This window comes from Amycolatopsis rifamycinica (assembly GCF_000695625.1).
GTDB lineage: Bacteria > Actinomycetota > Actinomycetes > Mycobacteriales > Pseudonocardiaceae > Amycolatopsis > Amycolatopsis rifamycinica.
In genome coordinates this window covers 128533-144303 of record NZ_JMQI01000055.1, presented here as the reverse complement: position 1 = coordinate 144303, position 15771 = coordinate 128533, and the positions used below count along the sequence as shown (strand labels likewise).

The following is a 15771-nucleotide window of genomic DNA, read 5'->3' as shown; positions in this document are numbered from 1 at the left end:
GAAATCGTGCGCGAAACATCACGTCGGTCCGCGGGCTCCGCGAACCGCCTGACCGTGGTCGGGATCGGAGCCGACGGCTGGCCGGGGCTGTCGGAACAGGCGCGGGCCGCCGTGCTCGCCGCCGACGTCGTGCTGGGGGCGCCCCGGCAGCTGGGCTACCTGCCCGCGGACGTCCCGGCGCAGGCGTGGCCGACGCCGCTGCTGCCGGGCCTCGACGCGGTGATCGCCGAGCACGAAGGCGCCCGGATCTGCGTCCTGGCCAGCGGCGATCCGTTTTTGTCGGGGGTGGGCTCTACTCTGGTGGCCCATGGATACGAGGTCGAGGCGCTGCCCGCGCTCTCGTCGGTGACACTGGCCCGGGCACGGCTGGGCTGGTCCGCCGAGGAGACCGAGGTGGTCACCATCGTCGGCCGGTCGTCGGCCCGCGTCGCCCGGGTGCTGGCGCCGCGCCGGCGAGTGCTCGTCCTGGGTGCCGACGGGCCCGCTTTGCGCTCCCTGCTCACCGTGCGGGGTTACGGCGAGAGCGAGTTGATCGCGTTGGAAAACCTGGGCGGGCCCGACGAGCGCGTCTCCGACGGCTGGGCCGGTGATCCCGGACCGCTGACGGTGTTCGCGCTGGAGTGCGCGGGTCCGGCGTTGCCGCTGATCGGCATCCCGGACGACGTGTACGCCCACGACGGGCAGCTGACCAAGCGCGACCTGCGAGTGTCGGCGCTGGCCCGCCTCGCGCCGAGTCCCGGCGAGCTGTTGTGGGACGTCGGCGCGGGCGCGGGCAGCGTCGGCATCGAGTGGTCACGGCTGCACGGGCTCAACCGCGCGGTCGCGATCGAACGCTCGGCCGAGCGGGCCGAACGGATCGGCCGGAACGCATTGGACCTGGGAGTACCGGAACTGGAGGTGGTGGCGGGGGAAGCACCGGAAGCGCTGAGCGCGCTGCCCGCACCGGACGCGGTCTTCATCGGAGGCGGCGTGACGGCGCCGGGCGTACTGGACGCGTGCGTGGCCACCGGAGCTCGCGTGGTGGCGCACGCGGTGACGCTGGAGGCCGAGCAGGTCCTGGCCCGGGCGTATGAGGAGCATGGAGGGGAGCTGCTGCGGATCGGTGTGGAGCGGGCGGCCCCGCTGGGCGGCTTCACGGGCTGGACCCCGGCGCGGGTCGTGACGCAGTGGAGCAGCCGGTGATGGGGGCTCGACCGACGGCCACGAGTTGCGCGGCCGGGCTCACCTGGCCACCCGCCGACCGGCATCCGGCCGGGCACCCGGCTACCGGCCGATCGGCCATGCCCGCGAGACTCCCAGCGGACCGGCACCCGGCCCTCGGCCGCCGCACCCGGCGGCGGGCGGCCGCGCGCGGTGCCGGGCCCGCCGGCCCCACGGACCTCACCCACGGGAGCAGCCGATGACCGTGCACTTCATCGGCGCCGGGCCCGGGGCCGCCGACCTCATCACCGTGCGGGGCCGGGACCTGCTGGGCCGCTGTGGTGTCTGCCTCTACCCCGGCAGCATGACCCCGCCCGATCTGCTCGCCTACTGCCCGGCCGGGGCCGAGCTCGTCGATACCGCGAACCTCAGCCTCGAACAGATCGTCGCGAAGCTCGTCGAGGCGCACGGTGCCGGGCACGAGGTCGCGCGGTTGTGCTCGGGGGATCCGTCGCTCTACAGCGCCGTTGCCGAGCAGGTCCGGCGGCTCGACGCGGCCGGGGTTCCCTATGAGGTCGTGCCCGGTGTGCCCGCCTTCGCCGCTTCGGCCGCCGTGTTGAAGCGGGAGCTCACCGTGCCCGAAATCGGGCAGAGCCTCGTCATCACCCGGGTTCAGGCGCGCTCCACCAAGATGCCGCCCGGGGAGACCCTGGCCGCCTTTGCCGCGACCGGGGCCACGCTCGCGCTGCACCTCGCCGTCAACCACGTCGAGCGGGTGGCCGAAGAACTGCGGCCGCACTACGGCGAAGACTGTCCCGTCGCCGTCGTCGCGCTGGCCAGTCAGGCCGGGGAGACCGTTGTGCGCGGGGTGCTCGGCGAGCTGCCCGCGCTGGTCCGGGACGCCGGGATGACGCGCGCTGCCACCATCTTCGTCGGGCGGGTGCTCGCCGCCACGAACTTTCCCGACAGCTTCCTCTACTCGAGTGCCCGGGACCGGGCGAACCAACCGGAGTCGTTGTGACGGAACTGCGCTGGGGCCTGCTGGCCGCCGGAACCATTGCCGCCCACTTCGCCGCGGGCGTCGACGAGAGCAGACACGGCGTCCTCGGCGCCGTCGCGGCGCGGGACGCCGAGCGGGCGCGGGACTTCGCCACGCGGTTCGACATCCCGAAGGCCTACGGCAGCTACGAAGAGCTTCTCGCCGACCCGGACGTCGACGCCGTGTACGTCTCGACGCCGCACGCGATGCACAAGGAATGGGCGATCGCCGCCGCCGAAGCCGGGAAGCACGTTCTGTGCGAGAAGCCGTTGACGATCACCGCGGCCGATGCGGAGGAGGTGATCGCCGCCGCGCGGGCGCACGACGTCTTCCTCATGGAGGCGTTCATGTACCGGCTGCACCCGCAGACGCGGCGGCTGGCCGAGCTGATCTCCTCGGGCGCCATCGGCGAGGTCCGCGCGGTGGACACGACCTTCTCCTTCGACAGCAACCCCGAAGAGACCGCCCGGCTGAGCGACCCCGCGCTCGGCGGCGGCGGGATCCTCGACGTCGGCTGCTACTGCACGTCGCTGGCGCGGCTGGTCGCGCAGGCCGCGACCGGCCAAGACGTCGTCGAGCCGTCCGAGGTCAGCGGGATGGCGCACCTGTCCGCCACCGGCGTCGACGAGTGGGCCACCGGCCTGCTGCGCCTGCCAGGGGACATCCTGGCGACGATCTCGTGCGGCATCCGGCTCACCCGCGAGGACGGCATCCGCGTCTTCGGCTCGCGCGGGCAGATCCACATCCCGCAGCCCGCGTGGATCCACCCGCTGCGCGGCCCCGGCGTCTCGCGGATCATCCTGACCCCGGCCGGCGGTGCGCCGGAGATCATCGAGGTCGAAGCCACGCAGAGCGTCTTCGCGCGCGAAGCGGACCACGTCGCCACGCACGTCGAAGACCGGCAGGCGCCCGAGCTGACCTGGGCGGAAACCCTCGCCAACCTGCGTACGCTCGATCGCTGGCGCGAGGCCGTCGGCTACGGGCGTTCCTCGTGATCCTCATCCTCGGCGGGACCGGCGAAGCCCGGCAGCTCGCCGAAGAGCTCACCACGCGCGACGTCCGCGTTGTCTCTTCGCTGGCGGGACGCGTCGCGCGGCCGAGGCTCCCCGTCGGCGAAGTACGCGTAGGCGGCTTCGGCGGCCCGGACGGTCTCGCCCAGTACCTGCGCGAAAACCGGATCGAAGCGATCGTGGACGCCACGCACCCCTTCGCCGAGCGCATCGGCGCGAACGCGGCGAAGGCGGCCGAGACGACGAAGACCCCTCTACTCCGGCTCGCCCGGCCCGGCTGGCGGCCCGGCCCGCGGGACGTCTGGCACTGGGCGGACGACCTCGCCGACGCCGCCCGGCAGCTCCCCGGGCTGGGCCGGCGCGTGTTCCTCACCAGCGGCCGCCAGGGCCTGCCGGCCTTCGCGCACCTCGATGACCTGTGGTTCCTCATCCGCTGTGTCGACCCGCCCGGGCCGCCGCTGCCGCGGCACCACGAGCTGCTCCTCGCGCGCGGGCCGTACGAGGTGGCCGCCGAGCGTGCGCTGCTCGGCCGGGTCGACGTCCTGGTCACCAAGGACTCCGGCGGGGCGCAGACCAGCGCGAAGCTGACCGCGGCCCGGGAGCTCGGCAAGCCCGTCCTGGTGGTCCGGCGGCCGTCCCGGCCCGACACGGAGACCGCGGAAACCGTCCCCGAAGCCGTCGAATGGGTCCTGCACCGATGATCGAAGAGTTCTATGAAGTCCTGCGGAAGCGGCGGGACGTCCGCGGCGAGTTCACCGGCGAGCCGATCCCCGAAGCCACGCTGACCCGGATCCTCGAGGCCGCGCACGCCGCCCCGAGCGTCGGGCTCACCCAGCCGTGGGACTTCGTGCTGGTCGACGACCACGCGACGCGCGAGAAGTTCGCGAAGCACGTCCACGAGGAGCGTGAGGTCTTCGCCGGGCGGCTCGGCGAAGACCGCGCGAGCACCTTCGCGAACATCAAGATCGAGGGGATCCTCGAGGCGAGCCTCGGCATCGTCGTGACCTACGACCCGGCGCGCGGGGCGCCCGACGTGCTCGGCCGGCACGCCATCGCCGACGCCGGCCTCTACTCGGTGTGCCTCGCGATCCAGAACCTCTGGCTGGCCGCGACCGCGGAAGGGCTCGGCGTGGGCTGGGTCAGCTTCTACCGCGAGCCCTTCCTCAGCGAGCTGCTCGGCATCCCGGACGGCGTCCGGCCGGTCGCGTGGCTCTGCGCCGGCCCGGTGACCCGGCTGGAGACCGTGCCCGACCTGGAACGCCACGGTTGGCGCAGCCGCCGTCCCCTGTCCGCGGCGATACACCACGGGCGGTTCACCCCGCGTGACCCGGGGGCTGCGTCAGCCGCCGACGTCTGACCCGTTAGCGTTGCGCCGATGCGTCTGATTGCCGTAGCGCTGGGGTTGCTCTCGGCCTTGTGCGCGCTGGCTTTCCCCTTCCTGCCGGTGGTGCAGGACACGGCGGAGGTCGTCTGGCCGACCGGCAGCGACACCCGCTCCGTCAACGCGCCCTTGACCGGGTACTGGGCCCAGGACCTGCGCGCCGACCTGCCGTGCGCGGCCATCCGCTCGGTCGACGCCCGCACGAACGGCCCCGGCCTGCTCTTCGCCACCGTGCCGGACGGCCGGACCGACCCGAAGGCCGGCAACGGCGTCGGCCTGCAGCTGCGCATCGACAACGGCGTGCTGCTCGCCTCCAGCCAGGGCCAGCAGATCGCCCAGCAGCCGCTGCCGGCCGAAAAGTGCGACGTCGAGCTGGCCGTCGACGCGACGCAGATGAACCTCGCCGTCGCCGGGACGCCGATCTTCCACGCGAGCGGGGACGTCCGCCCCCGCGTCGTCGGCATCTACTCCTCGATCAACTCGAGCAAGGACCCCATCGCCGGCCTGCACGTCTCGATCGTGCCGGACACGCGGTACCAGACGTCGCCGACCGCGCTGAAGATCGTCGTCGGCGTGCTCGCCGTGCTGTCGCTGATCGGCTGCCTGATCGCGGTCTGGCGCCGCGACTCCGGGTTCGCGAGACGCGCGCCGCGCTGGGCGCCGGTCGGCTGGTGGCGGCTGACGGCGCGGGACGTCACAGTGATCGCCGCGCTCGGCGCGTGGGTCTTCATCGGGCCGGTGACCTCGGACGACGGCTACATCCTCACGATGGCCCGGGTCACCGAGGCGACCGGCTACCTGACGAACTACCACCGCTGGTTCGGCGTCGCCGAGGCGCCGTTCGGCTGGTTCTACCACGTCTTCGAGCTGATGACGCACGTCAGCACGGTGCCGCCGTGGATCCGGCTGCCGTCGTTCCTGCTCGGCGTGCTCAGCTGGCTGCTGATCAGCCGCGAGGTGATGCCGCGGCTGGGCACCCAGATCCGCACCAGCCGCCCGGCCAGCTGGGCCGCCGCGACGGTGTTCCTGATCTGGTGGATGCCCTACAACAACGGCGTCCGCCCGGAACCGGTCGCCGCGCTCGGCTCGCTGCTGGCGATCTGCGCGGTGGAGCGCGCGCTGGTGACGCGACGGCTGCTGCCCCTGTGCCTCGGCCTCACCGCGGCCGGGTTCACCCTGGCCGCGACGCCGACCGGGCTGATCGCGGTGGCGCCGTTCCTGGTCGCCGCGCGCCCGCTGTTCAAGCTGATCCGCCAGCGCGCGAACGAAAACGGCTGGATCCCGGTGCTCGCGCCGATCGCCGCCGCGGGGCTGCTGGTGCTGGTCGTCGTGTTCGCCGACCAGACGTTCGCGACCGTCCAGGAAGCGACCCGGATCCGCACCCAGGTCGGCCCGAACCTGTCGTGGTTCCAGGAGCTCGCGCGCTACCAGCTGCTGTTCGCGGACCTGCCGGACGGCTCGGCGCCGCGCCGGTTCCCGGTGCTGCTCGTCGTGCTCTGCACGGCCACCTGCCTGGTGATGCTGCTGCGCCGCGGCCGCATCCCCGGCGCGTCGCTGGGCCCCGCCCGCCGCCTGATCGGCACGACGGCGGTGTTCTTCCTGCTCCTGGCCCTGACGCCGACGAAGTGGACGCACCACTTCGGCGCGTTCGCCGCGGTCGGCGCGTCGATGGCGGCGCTGGCCGCGCTCGCCACCAGCTCGACGGTGCTGCGGTCCCAGCGCAACCGCGCGGCCTTCCTCGCCGCCCTGCTGGTGGTCGGCGCGCTCGCCGCGACCGGGCCGAACACCTACTGGTTCGTCTCGCGCCTCGGCGTCCAGTGGACGAACGTGGCGCCGTCGGTCGGCGGCATCCCGCTGTCGACGATCCTGCTGGTCGCGGCCGCGATCGCCGGGATATACGCGTTCGTCGAGAACGTCCGCGCGCACCGGCCGGGCCTGCCGGACCAGCCCCAGGAAGGCCGGCTGCGCGCCCTGCGGCTCGGCTCGCTGTCGTTGGTGGTGGTCTGCGGCCTGGTCGCGGCGGGCGAGTTCGTCACGATGGCGTGGGCGATCCACAACCAGTCCGGCAGCTACAGCCTGGGTGCGGCCAACGTCGGGCACCTGTTCGGCAAGAGCTGCAACCTCTCCGACCATGTGATGGTCGAGCGCGACGCGGCGACGAGCATCCTGCGCCCGCAGGCCGAGCAGCGGACGGTCGCGGAGAAGCCCAAGGAACCCGAGTCGCCGCTGCCGAACCCCGACCAGGACAACGGCCGCGTCCAGACCGGCTTCCACACCCGCCCGGTCGACGACAAGGACCCGCTGGCCGAGCCGCCGCACGGGTTCACCCCGGACAAGGTGCCGATGTGGTCGAGCTTCCTCGACCCGGAGACGCGCGCCGGACGGCTGCGCAGCGACTGGTACGCCCTGACGGAGAAGCCGGCGGACGGCCAGATCGTGGTGGCGACCGCGGGCGCGGCCCGGCGGCCGACGTCGGTCAGCCTCGACTACGGCGTCGACACCCCGGACGGCGTGAAGATCCTGCGCAGCCAGTTCATGCTGCCGCCGGGCTCGGGCACGAACGGCTGGAACGACACCCGCATCAACCTGCGCGACCTGCCGCCGGAGACGAACGCGGTCCGCGTCAACATCGTCGACAACGACCTGACCGAAGACGGCTGGATCGCGGCTTCGGCACCCCGTGTCCCGACGTTCACGACGCTGACGGACCGCATCGGCTCGAAGCCGGTGTACGTGGACTGGCCGGCGTCGTTCGTGTACCCGTGTGTGCAGCCGGTGACGTCCCACGACGGCATCTCGCAGGTCCCGGACTACCGGATCACGGCGGGCGGCCTGGCGGACGAGGCCCAATGGGCGTCCTCGACCAACGGCGGGCCGATCGGCTGGCTGGAGGAACTGGCCGAGGAGCCGGAGGTGCCGAGCTACCTGATCGGCCAGCCGAGCCAGTCGTGGGGCCAGCTGCTGCAGATCGAGCCGTTCACCGAGGGCATCGCGCCGACGATCGTCCACGGCGAGAAGACGGTGCCGGGCTGGTGGTCACCGGGGCCGGGGCCGCGGCAGCCGAACGGCAAGGACCCGACGCGGTAGCCCGCCCGGTGTCAGTCCGGTGTCAGCCGCGTGTCCGGCGCGGCGGCGATGGTGAACCCATCAACCGCGACGGGCCGCAGCAAGGGGAACCACCATGAACACCTTCGTCACGCCGGAGCCGATCACCGCCACGCTGACCACCGCGGGCGCCCGCGTCCGCGTCGCCGCGAGCGAGCGCACCGACACCGTGGTGCGCGTCGAGCCGGTCGACCACGCGAGCCAGGCGGACGTGAAGGTGGCCGAGCGGACCGAGGTCGGCTTCACCGACGGCACCCTGTCGGTCAAGACCACGAAGTCGGGCGCCAAGACCGGTTCGGTCGCCATCACGATCGAACTGCCCGCCGGCTCCGGGCTGGTCGTGCACACGGCGTGGACCGACGTGCACGCCGAAGGCCCGCTCGGCGACTGCGAGCTCAACCTGGCCTCGGGCCGGGTCCGGCTCGGCCGCGTCGCCGCGCTGCGGGCCGGCCTCGCGGCCGGTGACGTCGAAATCGGGCACGTCGCCGGGTCCGCCGTCGTCGAGGGCGGCGCCGCCGGGCTGCGGATCGGCGAGATCGAGGGCGTCTTCCGGTACGAGGGCTCGACCGGGCCGGTCCGCATCGGCCACGCCCGCTCCGACGTCGAGTTCGGCAGCGCGAGCGGCCGCTTCGACGTCGAGCGCGCCGACGGCGACGTCGTCGCCAAGGCCGGCAACTGCCCCCTCCGGATCGGCCGGGTCACCGGCGGCCGGGTGGAACTAACCAACGCCGCCGGGGGCATCGACATCGGCGTCGGCGAGGGTGTCGCCGCCGCGGTGGACGCCGAGAGCACGAAGGGCGCGGTCCGCAACACCCTCCCGGACACCCCCGGCGCCGCCGTCAAGATCCACGCCCGCACGCGGCTCGGCGACATCGTCGTCCACCCCGCGGCCTGAGGCGGCCATCGGCCGATCGGTAGATGTCTGGTAACTGTGCGCGATGGTTGGTCGCGGTGAGTTGACGGACAAGGCGTGGGCGGTGATCGAGCCGCAGTTACCGCCGCAGCAAGCCGGTGGTCGGCCGTGGTGCTCCGTGGCGGGTCATCGCCTGTGACGGGGAGGACTCGGCCGGTCCCACGGCGGGCCGGACACCAAGATCCACCTCGCCGTCGAAGGTCCGGAACGCGCTGATCAGATCGCCCGCCGTGCCGCCACGGAACGGCCAAGGGCCCCCGGCGGTACCTTCTGCAGCCTTCAAGGAACCGCCGGGAGCGGCTGGTCAGGGGAAATACGATGTCACGCATACCGGCGGGGTAGCCCGGTAGTAACCGGAGCCGCCGCCGCCGTTCTTCCAGAAGACCGCGCACCAGCGGTCACCGAACGAGCTGTCCTGGTATCCGGCCCAGTCGTGCGTACGGTCCTTCCATTCCCCGTCCAGGCTGTTGCTGACGGTGCCGTGCGGGCCGAACAGCTCCCAGTGGCCAATTCCCGTTCCGCCGGAGGAACGGACGTTCATCCTGATGACGTCGTTGGGCGGGATGCCGCTCCCGTTCCCCCGGAAGGTCACGCACACCGTGTGGGAAAAGGCAACCGAGGGATAGTCGGCCGACTGGCAACGCTCGTTGTCCGCGGCCGCGGAGGCGGAGGCGGGGCCGGCGACGATCCCGGTCAGGACGGTTCCTGCGGCCAGGGCCATCGCGGCGGCCATGCGGTTTTTCATGCTGTTGTACTTCCTTCCGGAGAGGGTGTACGGAGTTTCCGGGCGGATGCGTGCCGGGCTCAGGTGTAGACCGGGCTGCAGGCCATGTCCATGTAGCCGCCCCCTTCGAAGAGAACGGCGCAGACGCGCGATGCGTCGCGGGGCATCAGGACCGTGACCTCGAACTCGGCCCACTCGCTGCGCCGGTTGCCGCCCCACGAGCGTTCCTTTTTGTACATCTCCTTGTTCTGGGCGTCCAAGACCCGGACTTCGATGCGCGGGTTGCCCACGCCCCAGAGGGGGGAATCGAAGTTCCCCCTGATGGTGTTGAGGTACTTGGTCGTCTGGGCGTCCCATCCGACGCACAGCAAACCCGTACTGCTCTGGATGGAGGTACAGCCCGCGCCATTCGCGGCGAAGGCGGGCGTGGCGGACATCAGGGTGGCCAGAACGGCCCCCGATCCCGCCAGGGCGAGACCGCGTCGGGTCAGCCGGTTCCGCTGCTTCTTCCGATTCTGCTTTTCCTGCAAGGACATGCTGCACCTCTCGGGATTTCGGTCAAGAGAAAGACCGTCGGTTAATATGGCGCTCTGAACTCGGTTCCAGCGCATGCGTTATCACCTGGCGGATATACTCCCGGAAACCGACCAGGGTCGCTTTCTGAGACGGCTCTGGCCGCGCCTCGATCCGGCCGGGTGAAGAATTTCTTGAATCGGATCAGGAGTGCGTCGCTGCTCGACCGCCACAGAAAACTCGACACGTACTGAACGACGCGCCAAAAGCCGAAGCCAAACGGTGGCCCCCACCACCAATACCCCCAATGTGCTCGACTAATGCGACGCACATTATCAGGTAGATGTCCATCTTAGCGCCGGTTTCAACCTGGGTTGAAACCGGTCGACTCGGGCACGTGGCCGATCAGAGCCCGCGGATGATCGCCGAACACCGGCGACAGCAGCTTCAACCGGTTCAACCAGTTCCGCGACCTGGCCACCCGTTATGCCAAGTGTGCCGTCTACTACCAGGCCGAACTCATCATCGCCGCCATCGTGCTCTGGCTGCGATGACTCACCGGACAGCTCCTAGTAGCTGCGCGGGGTCCAGACGACACCGTCGTCCACCCGGGTCCGGCTGGACCCCACGATCAGCAGGCAGCGCATATCCACTGTGGACGGATCCAGTTCACCCAGCGTCGTGATCCGGATGTCCTCCTCCGGCCCGCCGACGTCCCGCGCCACCACGACCGGAGTCGACGGGGCGCGGTGGCGCAGCAGCACGGACACGGCGTCGGCGAGCTGGGACGTCCGGGACCGCGAAGCCGGGTTGTACAGCGCCAGCACCAGGTCCGCCGCGCCCGCCGCGTCGAGGCGCTTCTCGATGATCTCCCACGGCTTGAGGCGGTCCGACAGCGACAGCACGCAGTAGTCGTGGCCCAGCGGCGCGCCCACCCGGGACGCCGCCGCCTGCGCCGCCGTCACACCGGGCACGATCCGGACGCGCACACCCGCGCCGTGGCCCGCCGACACCTGCTCCAGCACCGCCGACGCCATCGCGAAGACCCCGGGGTCGCCCGAGGAGACCACGGCGACGCGGGCGCCGGAAGCGGCCAGGGACAGTGCCTCGCGAGCGCGATCCGCCTCGACGCGGTTGCCCGACGCGTGCCGCTGCTGGCCCGCCTTCTGCGGTACCCGCGCCACGTACGGCCCGTACCCGACGATGTGCTCCGCAGCGTCCAGTTCCGCGGCCGCTTCGGGCGTCAGCCACTCCGGACCGGCCGGACCGAGACCCACGACGACGACTTCGCCACCCGAAGAAGGCGAAGGGACAGGAGCCGCAGGCGAAGTCCGGGACGCATAAGCCGGCGAAGGCAGCAACGCCAACGAAAAATACGGCACCGTCGACGGGTCGACCGAGGCCAGGGGCTCGATGCGCTGCTGCCCCCAGGTCGCGCGCTCGACGTAGACGGCGTCGTCCAGCTTTCCCGCCTCCGCGAACGCCTCCCGCACGGACGTGAACGTCCGGCCCAGCTTGAGCACCGCCGCCGCGTCGGTGTCCGCGAGGCGACGGGCCAGTTCCGGCGCCGGGAGCGTGCCCGGGAGCACCGTCAGCACCTCGTCGCGCTGCACCAGCGGGCGGCCGATGACCGACGACGCCGCGCTCACCGACGTCACGCCCGGCACGACCACCGCCTCGAAGCGGCCGGAAAGCCGTTCGTGCATGTACATGTACGAGCCGTAGAAGAACGGATCGCCTTCGCAGAGCAAGACGACGTCGCGGCCCGCGTCGAGGTGCTCGGCCAGCCGCTTCGCGCTCAGCTCGTAGAAGTCGGCGATCGCGCCTTCGTACCCGCCCGGGTGGTCGGTCGTCTCCGTCGTCACCGGGTAGACGAGCTTCTCCTCGATCTGCCCCTCGCGCAGGTACGGCTCGGCGACCGACCGCGCGATGCTGCGGCCGTGGCGCGCGCAGTGGTACGCGATCACCGACGCTTCCGAGATCAGGCGCGCGGCCTTGACCGTCATCAGTTCCGGGTCGCCGGGGCCGAGCCCGACGCCGTACAGCGTGCCGGTCATTCTTCGGCGCTCGCGAGTGCGTTGACGGCCGCGACGGCCATCGCGCTGCCGCCGCGGCGCCCGTGCACCACCAGGTACGGTGCCGGGGCCCGCTTCGTCAGCTCCACTTTGGACTCCACGGCGCCGACGAACCCGACCGGGACGCCGATGATCGCCGCGGGCGCGCCGACGCCTTCGTCGAGGATCTCCAGCAGGCGGAACAACGCCGTCGGCGCGTTGCCGATCGCCACGACCGAACCGGGCAGCTTGTCGCGCCACAGTTCCAGCGCCGCGGCCGACCGCGTGGTCCCCATGCGCTCGGCGAGCCCGGGCACGGAAGGGTCCGACAGCGTGCAGAGCACTTCGTTGGCCGCGGGCAGGCGGCGGCGGGTGACGCCGCTGGCGATCATCTGCGCGTCGCACAGGATCGGCGCGCCGGCTTCGAGGGCGGCGCGGCCGGACTCGACGACGTCGAGCGTGTAGCGCAGGTCGTCGACCAGATCGACCATGCCGCAGGCGTGGATCATCCGGACTGCCAGCCCGGCCACGTCGTCGGGCAGGATCGCCAGGTCCGCCTCCTCGCGGATCGTGGCGAACGAGTGCCGGTAGATCTCGGCACCGTCCCGCAGGTAGTCGATCACAGCTTCCCTTCCATCTCGTCGAGCGGCACCCAGCGGCCGTCGATGCGGTAGCCCCCCGCTTCGGCGACAACGTCCACATGGGACTGCGACGGCTTCCCGCACCGCCGTTCGCAGCCCGAGAAGTGCGCGCGCAGGCCGGGCCGGAACACCGCGTCGGCCCGGACGTCGGCGCGCGACTTCGCGCAGCCCGGACGGCCGATGCACGCGGTGGTCCCCCAGGCCTCGCCACCGAAACCCAGCCGCGCGAAGACGTCGGCGGGCACGTCCGGCAGGACCACGGACTTCCACGGCGTGACCAGCGCCGGGCCGAACTCCGCCAGCGCTCGCGCCTGTGCCGCGGACAGCTGCCCGAAGCGCGGGACGACACCGGCCGCGAAGCCGCCGTCCCGGTCGACCAGCCCCGCCGGGACCTCGAGCGAGGTTCGCGGCACCGGCGTCCCGCGCCAGGCCGGGTCGTCGAGTTCGGCGACCCGCCATGCGGATCCGCGCACCCGGCCGAACTCCAGCGCGACCTCGGCCAGCGTCGCGACGGCGTCGGCGCGCGCGACCCGCCGTCCGGTGTCGCCACCGGCGAGCAGCAGCGTGCCCTCGGCCGGGCCGGTGGCGCGCCAGCAGACGTCGGGGCCCTCGCCGGCGACGTCCCCGCGGCCGTCGTCGAAGGCGAAGAGGAACCGGCCGGGCAGCGACGCCAGTTCCGGCGTCGAACACAGCACGAGGTCGAGCGCACCCGCCAGCCCGCGGACGTCGGCGAGCCCGCCGCGCAGTCCGCTGAGCGGCGACGCCAGGACGTTGCGGACCCGCTCGTGCGACGGCGAAGGCAGCAAGCCGGCGTCGGTCAGCCGGGCCGCCAGGCCGGGCCGGGTGACGCCGCGCAGCTGGACGTTGCCGCGCGAGGTGAGGTGGAGGTCGCCGTCGCCGCACGCTTCGGCCGCGTCGGCCAGCGCGCGCAGCTGCGCTGCGGAAATCGTGCCGCCGGGCAGCCGCACCCGGGCCAACGGGCCGTCCGCGGCGTCGTGGGGTGCGAAAACACCGGGGCACGCGTCGGCTCGCACACGTGCTGGGGTCGGCATGGGGTCACTGTAGCTGGCGGTTCGGCGGCTCCGGCGGGTCCGGACGCGGCCGGATCCGGGCCGTTCCGGCCTCCAGGTCCACGTCACGCCAGGGTGGCGCGCCTTCGGCGTCCTGCTCGACGAGCATCGACATGGTTTCCCGGTGTTCCAGCTCACGCCGCTTGGTCCCGTAGAGGAACGCGGTGGCCTCCTCGATGTAGGTCGCGGACAGGCGTGCCTTGAAGCGCGAGCCGTTCTTGCGCGGCCGCAGTTCGATCGCCGCCATGACCAGCAGGACCACCACGCCGCCCGGAAGGGCGAGCCCCAGCCAAGTTCCCATGCCCGGCGAACCGGGTGACCGTGCGTCAAGTTCCCGGGACCGTAGAAGTCTGATCGAATGTAGTAGGTGTGCTACATTCGATCGCATCAGTCAGATGGGGGTGACCGCGATGAGAGATCCCGCCGATCCCGTCGTCCGCGTGCGCGGGCTGCGGATGCGGTACGGCACGCACGACGTGCTCCACGGCGTCGAGTTCGAGGCGTACCGGGGCGAGGTGATCTGCCTGCTCGGGCCGAACGGCGCGGGCAAGACGACGACGATCGAGATCCTCGAGGGCTTCCGCATGCGGTCGGCCGGCGAAGTGAGCGTGCTGGGCGTCGACCCGGCGCAGGGCGGCGAGGACTGGCGGGCGCGGCTGGGGGTCGTGCTCCAGTCCTGGCGCGACCACGGCAAGTGGCGCGTCCGCGAGCTCCTCGCGCACCTCGGCCGGTACTACACCCCGTACTCGACGCCGGAGCTGCCGCGGCCGTGGGACGCCGACGAGCTGGTCGCGGCGGTCGGGCTCACCGAGCACGCGGACAAGAAGCTCAAGCAGCTCTCCGGCGGCCAGCGGCGGCGGCTCGACGTCGCCATCGGCATCGTCGGCCGTCCCGAACTGCTGTTCCTCGACGAGCCGACCGCGGGCTTCGACCCCGAGGCGCGGCGCGAGTTCCACGACCTGGTGCACCGCCTCTCCGACGAGCTCGACACCACGATCCTGCTCACCACGCACGACCTCGACGAGGCCGAGAAGCTGGCCGACCGGATCCTGATCCTGAACGGCGGCCGGATCGTCGCCGACGGCTCGGCCGACGAGCTGAGCCGGCGGATCTCCGGCGAGGCCGAGGTCCGCTGGACCGTCGACGGCCAGCGCTTCGTGCACCTGACGACCGAAGCGACGAAGTACGTGTACGACCTGTTCAAGCAGTACGGCGAGGCCGTCGCGGACCTCGAGGTCCGGCGGGCGTCGCTGGAAGACACCTACATGAAGCTGGTCCACCGCGCGGAGACCGGCGGCGAGACGGAGCTCGGGCTCCAGGAAGCGGGTGCGCGATGAACCCCGTCGCCTTGCGGGCCGGGCTGGCCCGGGGCTGGATCGAGTTCAAGCAGACGTGGACCAACCTCGACGACGTGATCGGCCAGCTCGTCTTCGTGGCGCTCTTCCTCGGCACGCTGTTCTTCATGCGCAACGCGACGCTGCCGGGCACGTCGTTCTCGCTCGGCGCGGCCACCGTGCCCGGCGTGCTCGGCGCCGGCGTCGTGTTCAACGGCCTGACCGGCGCGGCGGGCTACCTGGCCGTCGACCGCGAGGACGGCACGCTGCTGCGGGCCAAGGCGACCCCGAACGGGATGCTCGGCTACCTGGTCGGGAAGACGACGGCGTTGTCGCTCGCGCAGCTCACGTCCATGGCCGCGGTCCTGATCCCCTGCCTGTTCGCGTTCTCCGCGCTGGCTCCCGACGGCGTCTGGTCGTACCTGCACCTGCTCGGGGTGCTGCTGATCGGGATGGCCGCGACGATGCCGATCGGCGCGGCGCTGGGGTCGCTGGCCAACAGCGCGCGGTCCATCGGGCTGATCACCCTGCCGGTCATGGCCATGGGCGCGATCTCGGGGATCTTCTACCCGGTCACGGCGCTGCCGGAGTGGGTGCAGGGTGTCGCGCAGGTGTTCCCGATGTACTGGCTGGGCCTCGGGATGCGCTCGGCCCTGCTGCCGGACAGCGCGGTCGTCGTCGAGATCGGCCAGTCGTGGCGGCCGTTGCCGACCCTCGCGGTGCTCGTCGCGTGGGCCGTGATCGGATTGGCGCTGGCCCCGGTCCTCCTTCGCCGCATGGCGCGGCGCGAGGCGGGCTCGTCGGTGGCCGAACGGCGGCAGAAGGCCATGCAGCGTGTGGGGTAGTG

The 15771-nt window shown here is 72.0% G+C and carries 15 protein-coding genes; 9 read left to right on the top strand and 6 right to left on the bottom strand.

Annotated elements, in window-relative coordinates; genetic code table 11:
• Positions 1 to 6: 6 nt before the first annotated feature.
• The 7 genes from DV20_RS26275 to DV20_RS26245 all read left to right on the top strand — a co-directional run bounded on the left by DV20_RS26275 (position 7) and on the right by DV20_RS26245 (position 8570).
• The gene (locus tag DV20_RS26275; protein WP_043784675.1) at positions 7 to 1182 is read left to right on the top strand and encodes a bifunctional cobalt-precorrin-7 (C(5))-methyltransferase/cobalt-precorrin-6B (C(15))-methyltransferase; all 1176 of its coding nucleotides are present in this window, start codon (positions 7 to 9) and stop codon (positions 1180 to 1182) included.
• Between the two features lie 217 nt (positions 1183 to 1399).
• Positions 1400 to 2161: a precorrin-4 C(11)-methyltransferase gene (cobM, locus tag DV20_RS26270; protein WP_043784674.1), complete on the top strand. Its 762-nt coding sequence runs from the start codon at positions 1400 to 1402 to the stop codon at positions 2159 to 2161.
• The gene (locus DV20_RS26265) at positions 2158 to 3174 is read left to right on the top strand and encodes a Gfo/Idh/MocA family protein (RefSeq protein WP_043784672.1); all 1017 of its coding nucleotides are present in this window, start codon (positions 2158 to 2160) and stop codon (positions 3172 to 3174) included. The genes cobM and DV20_RS26265 overlap by 4 nt, the downstream gene beginning before the upstream one ends.
• Positions 3171 to 3890, top strand: coding sequence for a cobalt-precorrin-6A reductase (locus DV20_RS26260; protein ID WP_043784670.1), 720 nt, complete (start codon positions 3171 to 3173; stop codon positions 3888 to 3890). Before DV20_RS26265 ends, DV20_RS26260 begins: the two co-directional genes overlap by 4 nt.
• The gene (gene bluB / locus DV20_RS26255; protein WP_043784669.1) at positions 3887 to 4546 is read left to right on the top strand and encodes a 5,6-dimethylbenzimidazole synthase; all 660 of its coding nucleotides are present in this window, start codon (positions 3887 to 3889) and stop codon (positions 4544 to 4546) included. Before DV20_RS26260 ends, bluB begins: the two co-directional genes overlap by 4 nt.
• 18 nt (positions 4547 to 4564) lie before the next feature.
• Positions 4565 to 7657: an arabinosyltransferase domain-containing protein gene (locus DV20_RS26250; protein ID WP_084093671.1), complete on the top strand. Its 3093-nt coding sequence runs from the start codon at positions 4565 to 4567 to the stop codon at positions 7655 to 7657.
• 94 nt (positions 7658 to 7751) lie between these two features.
• Complete coding sequence (locus DV20_RS26245; protein WP_043784668.1) at positions 7752 to 8570, top strand: DUF4097 family beta strand repeat-containing protein; 819 nt, start codon at positions 7752 to 7754, stop codon at positions 8568 to 8570.
• 322 nt (positions 8571 to 8892) lie between these two features.
• On the opposite strand, the gene DV20_RS26240 is transcribed toward DV20_RS26245, so the two are convergent.
• The 6 genes from DV20_RS26240 to DV20_RS26215 all read right to left on the bottom strand — a co-directional run bounded on the left by DV20_RS26240 (position 8893) and on the right by DV20_RS26215 (position 13891).
• The gene (locus tag DV20_RS26240) at positions 8893 to 9333 is read right to left on the bottom strand and encodes a hypothetical protein (RefSeq protein WP_152603759.1); all 441 of its coding nucleotides are present in this window, start codon (positions 9331 to 9333) and stop codon (positions 8893 to 8895) included.
• Positions 9334 to 9392: 59 nt separating this feature from the next.
• Positions 9393 to 9848, bottom strand: a complete 456-nt coding sequence (locus DV20_RS26235; RefSeq protein WP_043784664.1) for a hypothetical protein — start codon at positions 9846 to 9848, stop codon at positions 9393 to 9395.
• A 546-nt stretch (positions 9849 to 10394) separates the two neighbouring features.
• Positions 10395 to 11882, bottom strand: a complete 1488-nt coding sequence (locus DV20_RS26230) for a precorrin-2 C(20)-methyltransferase (RefSeq protein WP_043784658.1) — start codon at positions 11880 to 11882, stop codon at positions 10395 to 10397.
• Positions 11879 to 12502: a precorrin-8X methylmutase gene (locus DV20_RS26225; RefSeq protein WP_043784656.1), complete on the bottom strand. Its 624-nt coding sequence runs from the start codon at positions 12500 to 12502 to the stop codon at positions 11879 to 11881. Before DV20_RS26225 ends, DV20_RS26230 begins: the two co-directional genes overlap by 4 nt.
• Positions 12499 to 13572 carry a nitrite/sulfite reductase gene (locus DV20_RS26220; protein ID WP_084093670.1) on the bottom strand — a complete coding sequence of 358 codons (1074 nt, stop codon included), beginning with the start codon at positions 13570 to 13572 and terminating at the stop codon, positions 12499 to 12501. The genes DV20_RS26225 and DV20_RS26220 overlap by 4 nt, the downstream gene beginning before the upstream one ends.
• A gap of 4 nt (positions 13573 to 13576) precedes the next feature.
• Positions 13577 to 13891, bottom strand: coding sequence for a DUF6191 domain-containing protein (locus DV20_RS26215; RefSeq protein ID WP_043784654.1), 315 nt, complete (start codon positions 13889 to 13891; stop codon positions 13577 to 13579).
• 109 nt (positions 13892 to 14000) lie between these two features.
• Between DV20_RS26215 and DV20_RS26210 the strand changes: the two genes are divergently transcribed.
• Both DV20_RS26210 and DV20_RS26205 read left to right on the top strand, forming a co-directional pair.
• On the top strand, positions 14001 to 14927 hold the full coding sequence (locus tag DV20_RS26210) for an ABC transporter ATP-binding protein (protein ID WP_084093669.1): 927 nt from the start codon (positions 14001 to 14003) through the stop codon (positions 14925 to 14927).
• A complete protein-coding gene (locus DV20_RS26205) occupies positions 14924 to 15769 on the top strand; it encodes an ABC transporter permease (protein WP_043784652.1) in 846 nt (281 codons plus the stop codon). The genes DV20_RS26210 and DV20_RS26205 overlap by 4 nt, the downstream gene beginning before the upstream one ends.
• Positions 15770 to 15771: the final 2 nt, after the last annotated feature.